At 66.4% G+C, this 15,192-nt stretch carries 17 protein-coding genes; 9 read left to right on the top strand and 8 right to left on the bottom strand.

What is annotated here, in order from left to right; translation table 11 throughout:
- Positions 1–18: 18 nt before the first annotated feature.
- The 4 genes from M2342_RS15285 to M2342_RS15270 all read right to left on the bottom strand — a co-directional run bounded on the left by M2342_RS15285 (position 19) and on the right by M2342_RS15270 (position 3,036).
- Positions 19–498 (bottom strand): cytidine deaminase, encoded by a 480-nt coding sequence (locus tag M2342_RS15285; RefSeq protein WP_264579709.1) that lies wholly within the window; start codon positions 496–498, stop codon positions 19–21.
- Entirely contained in the window at positions 495–1,232 is a 738-nt protein-coding gene (locus M2342_RS15280; RefSeq protein WP_264579708.1) for a GH25 family lysozyme, read from the bottom strand. Before M2342_RS15280 ends, M2342_RS15285 begins: the two co-directional genes overlap by 4 nt.
- A 17-nt stretch (positions 1,233–1,249) precedes the next feature.
- Positions 1,250–1,732: a UPF0262 family protein gene (locus M2342_RS15275; protein ID WP_181560564.1), complete on the bottom strand. Its 483-nt coding sequence runs from the start codon at positions 1,730–1,732 to the stop codon at positions 1,250–1,252.
- 86 nt (positions 1,733–1,818) lie between these two features.
- Positions 1,819–3,036, bottom strand: coding sequence for an MFS transporter (locus M2342_RS15270; protein WP_264579707.1), 1,218 nt, complete (start codon positions 3,034–3,036; stop codon positions 1,819–1,821).
- 190 nt (positions 3,037–3,226) lie between these two features.
- On the opposite strand from M2342_RS15270, the gene M2342_RS15265 reads away from it, so the two are divergent.
- From M2342_RS15265 to M2342_RS15235, 7 genes are all read left to right on the top strand, one after another.
- Positions 3,227–3,964 (top strand): sulfite exporter TauE/SafE family protein, encoded by a 738-nt coding sequence (locus tag M2342_RS15265; protein ID WP_264579706.1) that lies wholly within the window; start codon positions 3,227–3,229, stop codon positions 3,962–3,964.
- A complete protein-coding gene (locus M2342_RS15260) occupies positions 3,955–4,761 on the top strand; it encodes a ferritin-like domain-containing protein (protein WP_264579705.1) in 807 nt (268 codons plus the stop codon). Before M2342_RS15265 ends, M2342_RS15260 begins: the two co-directional genes overlap by 10 nt.
- A gap of 92 nt (positions 4,762–4,853) precedes the next feature.
- Positions 4,854–5,543 carry a M23 family metallopeptidase gene (locus M2342_RS15255; protein ID WP_181560560.1) on the top strand — a complete coding sequence of 230 codons (690 nt, stop codon included), beginning with the start codon at positions 4,854–4,856 and terminating at the stop codon, positions 5,541–5,543.
- Between the two features lie 122 nt (positions 5,544–5,665).
- The gene (gene erpA / locus M2342_RS15250; protein WP_181560559.1) at positions 5,666–5,989 is read left to right on the top strand and encodes an iron-sulfur cluster insertion protein ErpA; all 324 of its coding nucleotides are present in this window, start codon (positions 5,666–5,668) and stop codon (positions 5,987–5,989) included.
- A 98-nt stretch (positions 5,990–6,087) separates the two neighbouring features.
- Positions 6,088–6,861: an exodeoxyribonuclease III gene (gene xth, locus M2342_RS15245; RefSeq protein WP_264571238.1), complete on the top strand. Its 774-nt coding sequence runs from the start codon at positions 6,088–6,090 to the stop codon at positions 6,859–6,861.
- Between the two features lie 52 nt (positions 6,862–6,913).
- Entirely contained in the window at positions 6,914–7,900 is a 987-nt protein-coding gene (locus M2342_RS15240; protein ID WP_264577418.1) for a zinc-binding alcohol dehydrogenase family protein, read from the top strand.
- An 80-nt stretch (positions 7,901–7,980) separates the two neighbouring features.
- Positions 7,981–8,640, top strand: a complete 660-nt coding sequence (locus tag M2342_RS15235; RefSeq protein ID WP_264579704.1) for a class I SAM-dependent methyltransferase — start codon at positions 7,981–7,983, stop codon at positions 8,638–8,640.
- Here M2342_RS15235 and M2342_RS15230 read toward each other — a convergent pair.
- From M2342_RS15230 to M2342_RS15215, 4 genes are all read right to left on the bottom strand, one after another.
- The gene (locus tag M2342_RS15230) at positions 8,603–9,556 is read right to left on the bottom strand and encodes a DMT family transporter (RefSeq protein ID WP_264579703.1); all 954 of its coding nucleotides are present in this window, start codon (positions 9,554–9,556) and stop codon (positions 8,603–8,605) included. The genes M2342_RS15235 and M2342_RS15230 overlap by 38 nt on opposite strands.
- Positions 9,553–10,482, bottom strand: coding sequence for an EamA family transporter RarD (gene rarD / locus M2342_RS15225; protein ID WP_264579702.1), 930 nt, complete (start codon positions 10,480–10,482; stop codon positions 9,553–9,555). Before rarD ends, M2342_RS15230 begins: the two co-directional genes overlap by 4 nt.
- 14 nt (positions 10,483–10,496) lie before the next feature.
- The gene (locus M2342_RS15220) at positions 10,497–10,724 is read right to left on the bottom strand and encodes a hypothetical protein (RefSeq protein WP_413715145.1); all 228 of its coding nucleotides are present in this window, start codon (positions 10,722–10,724) and stop codon (positions 10,497–10,499) included.
- Positions 10,725–10,861: 137 nt separating this feature from the next.
- Positions 10,862–11,290 (bottom strand): GFA family protein, encoded by a 429-nt coding sequence (locus M2342_RS15215; protein ID WP_264579701.1) that lies wholly within the window; start codon positions 11,288–11,290, stop codon positions 10,862–10,864.
- 169 nt (positions 11,291–11,459) lie between these two features.
- Between M2342_RS15215 and M2342_RS15210 the strand changes: the two genes are divergently transcribed.
- Both M2342_RS15210 and M2342_RS15205 read left to right on the top strand, forming a co-directional pair.
- Positions 11,460–11,819, top strand: coding sequence for a c-type cytochrome (locus M2342_RS15210; RefSeq protein ID WP_181560552.1), 360 nt, complete (start codon positions 11,460–11,462; stop codon positions 11,817–11,819).
- 150 nt (positions 11,820–11,969) lie between these two features.
- Positions 11,970–15,179: an autotransporter domain-containing protein gene (locus M2342_RS15205; RefSeq protein WP_264579700.1), complete on the top strand. Its 3,210-nt coding sequence runs from the start codon at positions 11,970–11,972 to the stop codon at positions 15,177–15,179.
- The last annotated feature ends 13 nt before the right edge of the window (positions 15,180–15,192 follow it).

Genomic DNA, 15,192 nt, shown 5'->3' with positions numbered 1-15,192 from the left:
GGCGATGATATGTGAGGATCAGCCCGGGCCGATGCCGAGATTGGCCGGGCCGAAGGCGTGCGGCAGCAGCGCGTCGAGCGTGAGGCGCAGCACGGCGCTGCCATCTGGCGTGGCGCACAGGATCGTCAGCGGGCGCCCGCCCATATCCTGCGCCTCCTTGATGATCTGCCGGCAGCGACCGCAGGGCGTGATGATGCCGCCATCCCCGCCGTCCATCGCGCCGCCCGTCACCGCGATGGCCGCGATATCCCGTAGCTGCCCCTGCGCATTGGCGGCAGCGATGGCCACGGTCTCGGCGCAGAGCGACAGGCCGTAGCTCGCATTCTCAAAATTGGCGCCGGTGAGGATCGTCCCGTCGGTCAATCGTAGCGCCGCGCCAACCGCAAAGCGGCTATAGGGCGCATGGGCCTGCGCCATGGCGCCGCGCGCGGCGTCGATCAGGGCGCGTTCGTCCGGTGTCGGCGCTGTCGGGTCTTGTCGGGTCGCTTCATCGCTCATTGCCGCACCGCATTCCATTCGATCGGCCCCTCGATGCCGTTGATCCGCTTCCAGGTGGAGGCGGTCCACATCGTCCAGGGACGCGTGGTGTAATCGGGCACGAAGAAGTCGCCGTCCACCCACAAGGTGCGGTTGATGCCACCGGCCACGTCATAGGCCGCCTCGAATTCGCGGCTGGTGCGGATCACGGCGGGCTTGGCGGAGTGGGTTTCGATCTGATTGAGAAAGGTGTTCAGCTCGGCGAGCAGCGTATCGCGGTTGGGCCGCGCCGTGCAGGGCAGGTCGAAGCCCATTTCCACCACCGGCGGCAGCATCTGTGGGTCGCGCGGGACGGTGGCGATGAACCGCGTGGCCTGCGCCGAGGCGCTGCTGCACAGATCATAGCGATGGATCGCGCCGTGGCGCATGTCGTTGGCGACCGCGCCGGCGAGATAATCATTAAAGGCGCTGTCCCGCCCGCGCGCGCCATCAGTGGCGCGCAGATAGACGAAGTCGGCACCTGCCGCGCGGGCCATCCGCCAGTTGATCGCGCCGCTCTGGGCGCTCAGCGTGATGCCTTGCACGGGGAAATATCTGGCCGAGGGCGTCCAGCTGCGGGCGAGCATGAACAGGCCCGCTACCAGTCCGCCGCCGATCACCAGCAGCAGCATGAAGAGGCGCAGCGGCGTCACCTTGATCCGCCGGCGCCGGGCGCCCGGAGCGCTGCTCATGCGCTTGGCCTTTGTGGTGCTCATGTCGTTCGTCAGTCCTGTTATGCGCGGATATGCAGCACGCAGATCAGCGTGAACAGCCGCCGCGCGGTATCGAAATCCACGTCGATCTTCCCCTCCAGCCGCCCGCGCAGCAATTCGGCGGCATCGTTGTGGACAGCGCGCCGGGCCATGTCGACGGTTTCGATCTGGCTCGGCGTCGCTTGCCGGATCGCCTGATAATAGCTCTCCGTAATCGCGAAATAGTCCCGGATCGCGCGCCGCAGGCTGGCGAGGCCGAGGATGATCGCTTCCAGCGCGCTGTCATCCGTGCGCCGCAGTTCGATCACCAGCCGCCCGTCCGCCACGCGCAGAAACACCCGGTAAGGGCCGGCATAGCCGTCCTCATGCTGGCGCACCGGCGCGAAATGATTGTCCTCCAGCAGGTCGAAGATCGCGATCCGTCGCTCCTGCTCCACATCCGCGCTGCGCCACAATATCGTCTTCTCGTCGAGCACGATGTCGATGATGCGGGGATCGGCCATGGTCCCTTGCTTCCCTAGGCGCGTGGGCCAGCGGCGGCAAGAGCGTGGGGCCAGGAGGGCGGGGGAGGCTCCGAGAACGCAGAGCCTCAGGCAGGCTTGGCGCCCTCGTGCCGGGGCATCGGCCAGATCAGGCCGATGAACGGCAGAACCAGCATCGCCAGACCGGAGAACAGCAGCGCGCTGGCAACGCCATGGGCCTGCGCCACATGGCCCCACAGCCAGCTCCCCAGCGCGATCCCGCCGAAGGTGAGGCTGCTCACCATGGCGGTAATGCGCCCGATAAGCGGGGCGGGCGACCACATCTGGCCGGCGACGGCAAAGCCGGAGAGCGCCTGCACCCAGCCTGCGCCGCCCAGCACGAGGAGAACGAGTGTGGGCACCAGCCCGATGCCGAGCGCAACGCATACGCACACCGCGCCATAGAGGAGCCCGGAGCCGCGGATGATCGCCTCGCTGGAGAAGCGCTGGCGGAACCAGGTGCTGCTCGCCGCGCCGATCACGGCGCCAAGGCCGAGTGCGCCGAGCAGCAGGCCAAAGGTCATCGATCCCCGGCCGAGCATCTGCGTTGCGACCAGCGGCATCAACGCCCAGGCGGCGCTGCCGGCGAGCGTGAAGCTGATCGCGCGGACCAGCACCGTGCGGATCGCCGACGAGCCGAGCGCAAAGCGGAAGCCCTCGCCGATCACCGTCAGCAGGGGGCGCCTTGTGGACGGCGCTGGCGGCGCGGTGCGCCAGCGCAGCAGGATGACGATGACCATCAGATAGGAGAGGGCATTGACGACGAAGGCGGCCTTCGCGCCGCCCAGCGCGACGATGCCGCCGCCGATGGCCGGGCCAAGGCTGCGCGCGATGTTGAAGGCCAGAATGTTGAGCGCGACGCCCGCGGCCAGCTCGTTGCGCGGCACGATGCTGCCGATGGAGGAGGCGAGCGCCGGGTTGAAGCAGGCCACGCCGCAGGCGAGCAGGGCGGTGAGGCCGATGAGCAGCCCCGGCGGTGTCGTGCCAACAAAGGCGAGCGCCGCCAGCAGGATGGAAAGCGAGACCATACCGGTCTGCGCGCCGAGCATCACCAGTCGCTTGTCGAACATGTCCGCCCATGCACCGGCCGGCAGGGCCAGTAGCATGATCGGCAGATTGGTTGCGCTCTGGACGAGGGCGATGACGTCAGCCGGCTGGCCGGTGATGGTGAGTTGCCAGGCTGCGCCCACGGACTGGATGGCATTGCCGAAGTGCGAGAATAGGCTGCCGAGCAGGATCAGCAGGAAGGTCCGGTGGCGCAACGGAGAAAAGGTGCCGCTGCTCATTGCCGTCGGTCCCTCATCTGCTGCGCGCTCATCATGCCTGGTCCCCTCCGTGCTGTCGCGATCATTGATCCGTCACACGGTTTCGCCCTAGGCGCGTCGTTCTCGCCCGGCAAGACTGATGCGGCGGCGCGTTGGTGATGGGCAAGCAGGCGGGTGACGGGCCGACCAAAAGCGGCTAACCGCGCCGACGATGACGGGCGTCCTGATCATAATCGCGGCCTTCGCCACCGCGTTTCTTTCCGGCATCTTCGGTATGGCGGGGGGCTTGCTGCTGATGGGCATCCTCGCCTTCCTGCTGCCGGTGTCGGCGGCGTTCGTTACGCATGGCATCCTCCAGCTTGTCGCCAATGGCTGGCGCGCGGTGGTGCATCGCGAACATGTCGTCTGGCCGATCATGCGCACTTACGCATTGGGCGTTTTTGCTGCAGGTGCGGTGGTCGCGATGGTCGGCTTCTCGCCCTCGCGACCCTTGCTGTTCCTGCTGCTCGGGTTGGTGCCGCTGGTCATCTGGCTGCCCCGCCGCTGGATCGCTCTCGATGCATCCCGGCCCTCCCATGCCTTCCTTGCCGGGTTCACCGTGTCAGGCCTTAACCTGACGGCGGGCGTTGCCGGCCCGATGATGGACGTGTTCTTCGTTCGCACGCCGCTGACCCGCCACCAGATCGTCTCGACCAAGGCGGCAGGTCAGGTTTTCAGCCATGTCGCGAAGATCGGCGTGTTCGGAACGCCGATGCTGCTTGCGGGGCGGAGCGTCATGCCGCCCTGGTGGGTGGTCGCCATCGCGGTGCCACTGTCCATGGTCGGCACGATGCTGGGCGGACGACTGCTGGATCGGATCAGTGACGGCCACTTCCGCCGCTATACGGCGTGGATCGTCACCGCGATTGGCATGCTCTACATCGGGAAGGCTCTGATGGAATGGCTCTGACTGAACCCGCTACTCTGGGCGAGGCCTGCGTTGCAGTGCTGCAATGCAGCAATCCGCGCGAGAAGGTGATGGCGGCGCGCAAGGCTGCGCGGGACTGGCGCCTCGGGCGCCTCGCGCACCGGTTCGATACGCCACTGCCAGACCGGCCCGGCCGGCCCGAGCGCCCTGAGCTTCTGCCGCCCAACCGCATGCCCAAGCGCGGCAAGGGTGGCTCGGAGCGTGCCCGCATCGCCATGATTCACGCGCTGGCGCATATCGAATTCGTCGCCATCGACCTGGCCTTCGATCTCATCGCGCGCTTTGGCGCGGACTTCCCGCCCGACTTTGCCGACGACTGGCTGCGTGTCGGTGCCGACGAGGCGATGCATTTCGCCCTGCTTGCGCGCCGGCTGGAGGAACTGGGCAGCGCCTATGGCGATCTGCCTGCCCATGATGGTCTATGGGAGGCCGCGATCGAAACCGCGCATGACGTCGCTGCTCGCCTCGCCATCGTCCCGATGGTGCTGGAAGCGCGGGCGCTGGACATCACGCCGGAAACCATCGTGCGTTTCAGGCATTTCAACGATCAGCGGACCGCGCGGATGCTGACCCGAATCGTTGACGACGAAGTTCGTCATGTCGGCGCAGGGACGAAGTGGTTTTTGTGGTCGATGAATCGATCCGGCGCAAACCCGCAGGAAAGCTACCAAATGTTGGTTCGGCGCCACTTTCGCGGTGCCGTTAAGCCGCCGTTCAACGACTCAGCGCGGAGTCAGGCCGGTTTGACGCGCGATTTCTACCTGCCTCTTGCGCCTTAACCCGTTCTTCGCTCGAAAAGCCCCAGCCGGTTCACATGAGCCGGAAACACAAAAACATTGAGGGGTCGGTCACGGCCCATCACGGGGTCCAAATGATCGATTCGAGCGCTATGACCTTCGCCAAAGAGGGTGTCCTCAAAGCTGCCGCGAAGGTTCTGGCGATTGCCGGTCTGATGGTTGCCTCTCCTGCCCTGGCCGATGCCGGCCACGACGCCCAGTTTGCCTCGCTCTTCTCGGCGATGGTCCAGATGGAGCAGTCCACCGAGCAGAGCACGGACAGCAAGGCCTCCATCCCGTCGCGCCAGCCGGTCGACGATGTGCGTCTCACCTCTTCCTTCGGTACTCGCAGCGATCCGTTTAACGGCCGCGCTCGCATGCATCAGGGCATCGACATTCCCGGCCCGATCGGCACGCCGATCTATGCGACAGCCGATGGCGTCGTGCGCCGCTCGCAGTGGGTGAACGGCTATGGCAATCTCGTCGAGATCAACCATGGCAACGGCCTCGAGACCCGCTACGGCCACATGTCCAAGCTGATCGCCCAGCCCAATGAGCGCGTCCGTCGCGGCCAGCTCATCGGCCTGATGGGCTCCACCGGTCGCTCGACCGGCAGCCACCTTCATTATGAAGTCCGCATCGCCGGCAGCGCCGTGAACCCGATGCCCTATCTGGAAGGCACCAATTACGAGCTGGCTCTGGCCGAGGCCAAGGAGCACAGCGATCGTCAGGTCGCCATGGGTGGCCCGGAAGCCAACCGCCCCACCGACAACCGCGATCGTTGATCGCCGCTCGCCCGCTCGGGTGAGCAGGCTGTCCTGAGTTTTCTTCTCCATCGTCAAGCGCGACGCGGCTCCCTTGCGGGCCGCCGCTTGCCGTTGCGGCGTGTGCGCCCTATCTAGCAGCCATGGATATCAGCCTCTCTCCCACCGCCGCCGCGCGGGTCGCCTGGATCGCCGAGCGCCAGAGCAAGCCGGCCATTCTCCGCCTCGCGGTGGAAGGCGGGGGGTGCTCCGGCTTCCAGTATCGCTTCGGCTTGGCCGATGCGCCCGAGGCGGACGATGTGATGGTCGAGACGGACGGCGTGAAGCTGGTCGTTGATTCAATGAGCCTCGATCTGGTGCGCGGCTGCGTGGTCGATTTTGTGGACAATCTCGGTGGCGCGGCTTTCAAGGTGGAAAATCCCAATGCGACCGCCGGCTGCGGCTGCGGAACCAGCTTCTCGGTCTGACTTTCTGAGCGTTCGCGCCGGGACGCGCTTGTCGAAGCGCCATGCTTCTCCCTAAGACGGACCCTCACTGGCAGGTGCCGGCAAAAGGGCTTTAGTTCATGCGGATCGCGACCTTCAATATCAACGGCATCAAGGCGCGGCTGCCGCGTCTGGTCGAGTGGCTGACGGAAACCCAGCCGGACGTCGCCTGCCTACAGGAAATCAAGACGCAGGACGAAGGCTTCCCGATCAAGGATATCGAAGATGCCGGCTATGGCGCCATCTGGCACGGCCAGAAGGGCTTTAACGGCGTCGCGATTCTGGCGAAGGGCGCTACTCCGCAGGAAGTGACGCGCGGGCTGGAGGGCGAGCCGGAAGACGAGCACAGCCGCTACATCGAGGCGGACGTGAACGGCGTGCGCATCGCTTCCATCTATCTGCCCAATGGCAATCCCGTTCCCGGCCCCAAGTTCGAGTACAAGCTGCGTTGGATGGCGCGGCTGCGCGCCCGTGCGGCGCAGATCTGGGCGGAGGAAGTGCCCGCCGTGCTAGCCGGCGATTATAATGTCATCCCGTTCGATCGCGATGTCTGGTCGCCACCCGCCATGGCCAGCGACGCGTTAATGCAGCCGGAGAGCCGCGCCGCCTACAAGACCCTGCTCAACGACGGCTGGACCGATGCGCTGGCCGCGCGCCATCCGCTCGGCGGCGTGTGGACCTTCTGGGATTATCAGGCCGGTGCCTGGCAGCGCGATGCAGGCTTCCGCATCGACCATTTGCTGCTCTCGCCCACTGCTGCCGACCGGCTGGCCGATGCGCAGGTGGACAAGGCCTATCGCGGGCGGGAGAAAGCCAGCGATCACGCCCCGGTCTGGGTCCGCCTGAAGGACTGACGGCGCCCTTTCCAACCAGATGCCCAATTCAGGAGCCAGGAGTCGACCCGCGATGAAGGCCTTTGCTTATGACGCCGCCCACCCGCTGACGGACTTTGCGCTCACCCTGCGCGACCTGCCCGATCCGGTGCCCGGCCCACAGGATCTGCTGGTCCGGGTCGAGGCCTTCGCGCTCAATCCGGTCGATACCAAGATCCGCCAGCGCCGGGGCGGCACGGCGAATGCGCCGGTCGTGCTCGGTTGGGACGCTGCCGGCATCGTCGAGGCCGTGGGTGCGCAGGTGCAGGGCTTTGCGGTCGGTGATGCGGTCTATTATGCCGGCGATCTCAACCGGCCGGGCAGCTATGCCCGCCTGCAAGCGGTCGATCATCGCCTTGTCGCGCACAAGCCCGCGAGCCTCGATTTCGCCGATGCCGCCGCCCTGCCGCTGACCGCGCTCACCGCCTATGAGGCGATGCTGGAGCGCGGCATCGTCTATGATGCGGACAGCCGCGTGCTGATCATCGGCGGGGCAGGGGGTGTCGGTTCGATGGCGATCCAGCTGCTCAAGGCGCTGACCCCGGCCACCGTCATCGCCACCGCGTCCCGGCAGGAGACGGTCGCCTTCGCGCAGCTTATGGGCGCCGATCATGTCATCGGCCGCGACGTGCAGCCCGAACTGGCGGCGCTGGGCCTGCATGATCTCCATGCCATCTTCAGCACCACGCATACCGACGCCTATCTGCCGGTCATCCCCGCGCTGCTGCGCCCCTTTGGCCATCTCATGGTCATTGACGATCCCGCCGCGCTGGACATCTTGCCGTTCAAGCAGAAGGCGCTCTCGGTCCACTGGGAGTTCATGTTCGCCAAGTCGATCAGCAGCTTTCGCATGGCCGAGCAGCAGGCGGTTTTGCGGCAGATTGCAGCGCTGGTCGATGCGGGCACGCTGGTTTCCACCCGCACCCGAACGCTCACCGCCAGTGTCGACACGCTGCGCGAGGCGCACGCCGCGCTGGAGGCGGGTGCGCTGATCGGCAAGACCGTCATGCGCTGGGATTGAGCCATTTTAGGTCGGTTTGATGCCTCTTTTCGTCGCCCGGTCTGTTATAGAGGGTGAGCTTGAACAGGGAGCATGGATCGATGGATGACAGGTCGAAGCCTTGGCTGACCGGTGAAGCCCCCGCACGGGGCGGCAAGCGTCATGCTCCCGCCACGGTGCGCAACCGCGATGCCATCGCTCAATTGCTCGCGCAGACCCTGCCGGCCACCGGGCTCGTGCTGGAGATCGCCAGCGGCTCCGGCGAACATGCCGTGCATTTCGCGCGCTGCTTCCCTGCCCTGCGCTGGCTGCCGAGCGACCCTGACCCGGTCGCGCGCGCCTCGATCACCGCCTGGGCGGATGAGGTGGCGCTGCCCAATCTCGCTCCGCCGCTGCAGATCGACGCTGCCGATCCCGAGGCGTGGCCGATCGGCGAGGCGGACGCGATCCTGTGCATCAACATGGTGCATATCTCGCCTTGGGCTGCAACGCTCGGCCTGCTCCACGGCGCGGCGATGCTGTTGCCGGAAGGCGCGCCGCTCTTTCTTTACGGCCCCTATTTCCGCCGCGAGGTGGAGACTGCCCCAAGCAATATCGCTTTCGATGAGTCGCTGCGCGCGCGCGACTCCGCCTGGGGCCTGCGCTGGGTGCATGATGTCGAGGCGGCAGCGGCGTCCGAGGGCTTCGAGCTGAAGCGCGTTGTCGAGATGCCGGCCAATAATCTCAGCCTGATCTTCCGGCGCGGTCCTCATCCGGGCTGACGGTGAGCGCCCGGCGGCGCACATGCTCGCGCCAGGCGATGTAGAGGCCGCTCGCCGCGATCAGGCCCGCCCCGACCCACGTTGAAGGCTCCGGCCAGTAGGACCAAAGCAGCCAGCCGGCCAGCGTGGCCCAGATCATCTGGCTATAATCCATGGGGATGACGATGGAGACCGGCCCGTAGCGCAGGGCCGAGGTCATGAACAATTGCGCCGCCCCGCCGGTCAGCCCAAGGCCGATGAACAGCAGCCATGCGACGGGATCGTGGCTTTGCCCGTGCCAGATCAGCATCAGCCCGAGCGGCGGCAGCGAGAGCAGGGTGAACCAGAAGACGATGATCGGTGCCGATTCGCGCTTGCCAAGATCGCGCAGCACGATGGCGACGAGCGCCGTCACCATCGCCCCGCCGAGCGCCACCAACACGCCGGCAGAGGCGAAATTGGCGGAGTCCGGATGGGTCATGATGACCACGCCGACAAAGCCGAGCAGAACCGCGCTCCAGCGGTGGATACCGGTCTGTTCGCGCAGCAGAAGAGCGGAAAGGATTGTGGCGAAGATCGGCATGGTAAAGCCGATGGAGGTCGCCTCGGCTAATGGCAGAAGCGCTACCGCGCCGAAGTTGAGCAACATGCCGATCATGCCGAGGCTGGTGCGGGTGATATGGGTGCGCATCGGCGCCTTGGGCAGCAGGGCCGTGCCCATCAGTGCGACCGCCCAGATCGCCGCGACGGGGAAGGCAAAGAGCTGCCGGTAGAAAACCACTTCGGCCAGATTGGCGCCGCGCTCGATCAGCAGCTTGCCGATGGCGTAGGTCGCGCCGATCATCATCATCGCCAGCAGCCGCAGCATGATCGCGAACAGGGGCCGGTCGCGGCGTGCGGGCGCGGAGGGGGCCGCGGCAGCGGCGGCGCTGCTCATGCCAGCGTGCGCCGCCGCGCGCGAGCGCCGCTCAGACTATCCCACACGAACAGCGCGAGGGCGACCCAGATCAGTAGGAAGCTGCCCCAGCGCCCGGCGGACATCGGCTCGCCGAACAGGAACACCCCGCACAGGAACTGCAGCGAGGGGGCGATATACTGCATCAGCCCAAGGGTCACGAGCGGCAGGGCGCGCGCGGAAATGGCAAACAGGATCAGCGGCACGGAGGTGAGCGCCCCGGTGCCGATCAGGCCGAGCGTCACCCAGCGATCGTCGCCGAACGCCAGCGTGCCCTGCGCCGCATAAAAGCTGACCAGTGCGAGGGCCGGGGCGCACAGCACCAGCGTCTCCACTGCCAGACCCGAGGTCGAGGGCACCGGCGTCAGCTTGCGGACCAAGCCATAAAAGGCAAAGCTGATCGCCAGCGCGAGGCTGATCCAGAGCGTCTGCCACTCGCCGATGGCGAGCAATGCCACGCCCACCGCCGCGATGCCGATGGCGACAGCCTGCCGGCGGCGCAGCACTTCCTTGAGCACCAGCGTGCCGAGCAGCACATTAACCAGCGGGTTGAGAAAATAGCCCAGGCTCGCCGCCACGACATGGTCGGTATCCACCGCCCAGATATAGACGAGCCAGTTGATGCCGATCAGCACCGCGCTCAGCGCCAGCGCTGCAAGAATGCGCGGCTGTCTGAAGATCGCGACGAAGGCGCGATATTGCCGCATCGCCGCCAGCACGATGGCGAGAAAGGCGACGGACCAGATCACCCGATGCGCCACGATCTCGAAGGGAGAGACATGGCCGAGCAGCTTGAAATAAAGCGGCATCAGGCCCCAGATCGCATAGGCGCCGACGCCGGCGAGCAGACCCGCGCGCCGTTGGGCCGCCTGTTCGGCATCCGCGATGTCGGTGGGTTGGCTGCTCATATTGCCGCTCTCGTTCAGAAAATTCCGCCGCCGGCCCACAGGCGCAACATGCCGAAGGCGGCCACGGCGAGGCAGAAATTGCGCGCTCCGGTGCCCGCCGCGAACTGGCCGATCAGCGCCCCGAACAGGGCCATCGGCACAATCACCCAATTGGCCCAGCCAAGGCCGGGGATGATGGCGGGAATGGCAAGAATCAGCGCGACCGCGCCGATCAGAATGGAGAGCAGCGAAAGCATCCCCATCCCATGGGCCTGACCGGGGATATTGGCAAGTGCAGGGGGCACCAGAGACTTGAGGTGTTTGCAGCCTCAGGCACAGACACGTCAATTTGGAATGATCAACCTCAAAAAAACATTCCAAATAGGTTTTAGGTCGTCCTTCAGTCCGTGCCCTGGATCAGCGGCCTCACCCAATCCAGCGCCCTCTCTGCGAAGAAATGGCGCCCCGGCACCACCCAGCTCGTATCGTCCAGCGTGCCCGGTTTGAGCGTCTGCATGCCTTCATGTCGATGGCGGCGATGGATCAGCCGTGACCCGCAGACGGCGCAGAACAGGCAGTCGAGCCGATGGCCGGAGTCGGTGTCGCGCGTCCAGATCGCTGGCGTCCCCTGCGTGAACACCAAGCTCTCGATAGCTACGCCCATGGAGAGCCCGAAGGCGCTGCCGCTTTGTTTCCGGCACAGGCTGCAGTGGCAGGCCCAGATGCCCAGCGGCGGCGCGCTCAGTTCATAGCGCACCGCGCCGCACTGGCACCCGCCGCTCTGGGGAAAGCGCACGTCAGAAAAGCGCGTTGTGTTTGCCTGGCCCATGGCTCTGCTCCTCTCGTCTTGTCGCGCGCGTCAGCCGCCGTTCAGCCGCCCCGGTTCAGGCGTCGGGACGAAGGCCTTGAGCGTCAGGCGCGGTTCTGGACTTTTTTGTCGATCCTGACTTAGGGCGCAGATGATTAGAATGGCAATGATTCGGATGGAGGGATTTTCTGTGACACGCGCAAACGCCGCCAAGATGTCGAGCATAGCAGCGATTGCCGCCCTGCTCGCCGCAGCACCGCTTGCCCTGATTCCGGCGCAGGCAGCCGATGCGCCCGCCGGCGATCCTGCCCATGGCAAGCAGGTGTTCGAGAGCACCGTATGCGGCGCCTGTCACACGCTGGCCGCAGCTGATGCCAGCGGCCCCATCGGCCCCTCGCTGGATGGCAATGCCAACCTTACCCACGCGCTGATCGTCGAGCGCGTCACGAAGGGCGCCGGCGCCATGCCCGGCTATGAGGGCCAGTTGAGCGAGAAGGACATCAACGACGTCGCCACTTATGTGATGAGCGTGGCGGCAAAACCGCAGTAAGCTGCGGGATCGGCGGGCCTCAGTGCGCCGGTCGCCGCATCACGCGGCGCAGAATATCGGTCGGAGCCAAGGCTGTATGCCCTCGGCTCCGTCCTGCTGGTCAAGGGGGGAGGGAACACTCCCCGGTACTGAACGACCAGCGGAGTATTCATGCGTCATTTCCTGCTTGCTTCCACCTGCGCCTTCGCTCTTGCCAGTGCGGCGTCAGCGGAAACCTCGATCACGACCAAGCGGACCAGCGCAATCGCGACGGCCACCGCCAACAATGGCGCGGCCGACGATATCAAGATCGGCTCGGCGGGATCGATCGAACTGACCGGCGCGGGTAGCGTTGCGGTCACGGTCAACAGTGCCAACAAGATCACCAATGAAGGCACAATCCAGATCAGCAATGCGGACAATGCCGCGGGCATCGTCGCAAATGCCGGCACGTCGGGCGGCATCGTCCACAGCGGCAAGATCATCATTGATGAGAGCTACACGCCCACCGACGGCGACAATGATGGCGATCTCGACGGGCCGTTCGCGGTCGGCACCGGGCGCTACGGCATCCGCACGCTGGGCGCCTATTCCGGCGCCATCACCGTGGCGCGCGGTGCCACGATCCAGATCGAGGGCAATGATTCCTTCGGCATCCGGCTGGGCGGTCCGCTCACCGGCGCCCTCTCGCACGATGGAACGACCAGCGTGCTGGGCGATCGTGCGATCGGCGTGCAGGCCGGAGATATCAGCGGCAATGTCCGTCTCGCCGGCACGGTCGGCGCTCAGGGGGTGAATGCGGTTGGCGCGGCGTTCCTAGGCAATGTCGGCGGCACGCTGACCATTCAGGGCGCGATCAGCGCCACCGGCTATCGCTACACCACGCCGCCGTCCGACCCCTCCAAGCTGGATGCTGACGATCTGCTGCAGGGCGGCTCGGCCGTGATCGTGGAAGGCGATGTCGCTGGCGGCATCATCCTTGCCGTACCGCCCAAGGACGCCAGCACCACCGATGATGACGAAGACAAGGACGGCATCAAGGACAGCGAGGAAGGCTCGGCCGTCGTGCGCTCTTATGGCGCGGCACCGGCGATGCGGATCGGCGCGGCCGGGCGCGATATCGCCATCGGTGCGGTGCCGGCGACGGGCAGCGGCTATGGCCTGATCATCGACGGCACGGTGTCCGGCAGCGGCCTCTACACCGGCGTGCAGGGCAATGGCCTGCTCGTCGGCGGGCAGGGCGGCGCCGTGACCATCGCCGGGGGCATCGGCATCAGTGGCAGCGTCGAGGCCTCCGCCCGCGATGCCTCGGCAACGGCCCTGCGCCTCGGCGCCGGGGCATCGACACCGCTGCTGCACGTCACCGGCAAGGTCGAGGCGACCGGCACCAGCAAGGATGGCACGACGGCGACCGCCGTGCGCGTCGATGCCGGTGCCGGCTTGCCGACCCTCCGCAATGCCGGCACGATCAAGGCGACGACCGGCGAGGCCGGCAGCGCGGTCGCCATCATCGATGCCTCGGGCGGGCTGACGCTCATCGAGAATAGCGGCGCCATCTCGGCGACCGGCGCCAAGGCGGATTCGGGCCGTAACATCGCTATCGATCTCACCGCCAACGGCAGCGGCGTGACCGTCAAGCAGACCGAGGTCGCCGCCAGCGCTACCGCGCCCAACATTGTGGGCGACGTCCGGTTCGGCAGCGGCAATGACCTCTTTGACATCGCGGACGGCACGGTCACCGGCAACACCAGCTTCGGGGCCGGAGCCGACACGCTCCAACTACGCGGCGATGCGGTCTACACCGGCAATGTCGACTTCGGTACCGGCACGAGCACGATGAGCCTTGCCGGCACGTCGCGCTTCAAGGGCACGACCGATTTCGGCAGCACCGCGAGCACGCTCTCGATTGGCGGCACTGCCGTCTATTCCGGCACCTTCGCCAATGCCGGCCAACTGGCGCTCAGCCTTGCGGGCGGCGCACTCGATCTCACGGGCCCGGCGCAGATCGGCAGCCTGGTCGTGACCGACAAGGGCGCGCTCGGCATCACGCTGGGGGCGGCGGGCAACAGCACGGCCTATCTCTCGGTCGCCGGCACCGCGAGCTTCGCGGCGGACTCGCGGCTGGTGCTGCGGGTCAGCGATATCGAGAATGCGGTGGGCAATCATCTGGTGCTGACCGCCGGCACACTCACCGGCGCCGGCAACCTGAATGCCGAAACCGCGCTGGTGCCCTATCTCTACAAGGCGACGCTCAGCAGCAGCGCCAACACGCTCAGCGTGACCCTCGGCCGCAAGACCACTGCGGACCTTGGCCTCAACCGCTCGGAAGCGTCGGCGTTCGATGCGATCTATGCCGCGCTCTCCAAGGACGAACGGGTGGAAACCGCCTTCCTCGGCATCACCGATGGCGAGGACTTCCGCACCAGCCTGCGCCAGCTCCTGCCTGATCATGCCGGCGGCACCTTCCAGGTCGTCACGCAAGGATCGCGCACCTTCGGGCGGATGCTGGATGACCCCACCGGCCCGTTCAAGGATGAAGGCAAATGGGGCTACTGGATCAACCAGCTCGTCTGGGGCGTCGAAAAGGGGCGCGGCGACACGGCGGCGTATGAGACCTCCGGCTGGGGCTTTGGCGGCGGCGCCGAAATCAAGACCGGCCTTGGCAGCTTCGGCACGTCGGTAGCCTATCTGTGGGGTCGCAATCGCGATGGCGACACGGCCAATCAGGTGACCGCCAACCAGATCGAGGTCGCCGGCTACTGGCGCCTGAAGACCGGGCGCTTGCGGGCGACGGCGCGAGGGTCGGTCGGCTTCGTCGACCTGGAAGGCAAGCGCAGCTTCGACGGGCTGAAGGATGGCACCGCCACCACGCTGACCGCCAATAGCGATCGCAATGCCCGGCTCTATTCGGCCATGGGCACGCTCTCCTACGACTGGGTGTCGCAGGGCGGAATCTCCTTCCGCCCGGTCGTGTCGCTCGATTATTTCCGGCTGAAGGAGAATGGCTACACCGAGACGGGCGGCGGCGATGCCATGAACCTCATCGTGCGCTCGCGGACCAGCGACGAGCTGGCGGTCACCGGCACCGCAGTGCTGGGCATCGACATGGGCGGCCAGGATGAGTGGTCCGGCTGGTCCCGGCTGGAGGTCGAGGCCGGTCGCCGTGAGATCGTGAGCGGCAATCTCGGCACCACGGTGGCGCAGTTCAAGGGTGGCGAGGCGTTCACGCTGCTGCCCGATGATCGGGAAAGCGGTTGGGTCGGGCGCCTGCGCGGCGTCGCCGGCAACAGCGGCTTCCAGATCGGCGGTGAACTCGGCGCGGAGCAGTATCAGGGCAATTGGGCTCTGTCGCTGCGCGCCAGTCTTCGCATCGGCCTCTAAGCGGTTCTTGAGG

Source organism: Sphingobium sp. B8D3A, from assembly GCF_025961995.1.
In the GTDB taxonomy this organism is placed as follows: Bacteria; Pseudomonadota; Alphaproteobacteria; order Sphingomonadales; family Sphingomonadaceae; genus Sphingobium.
This window is presented reverse-complemented; position numbering and strand designations above follow the sequence as displayed.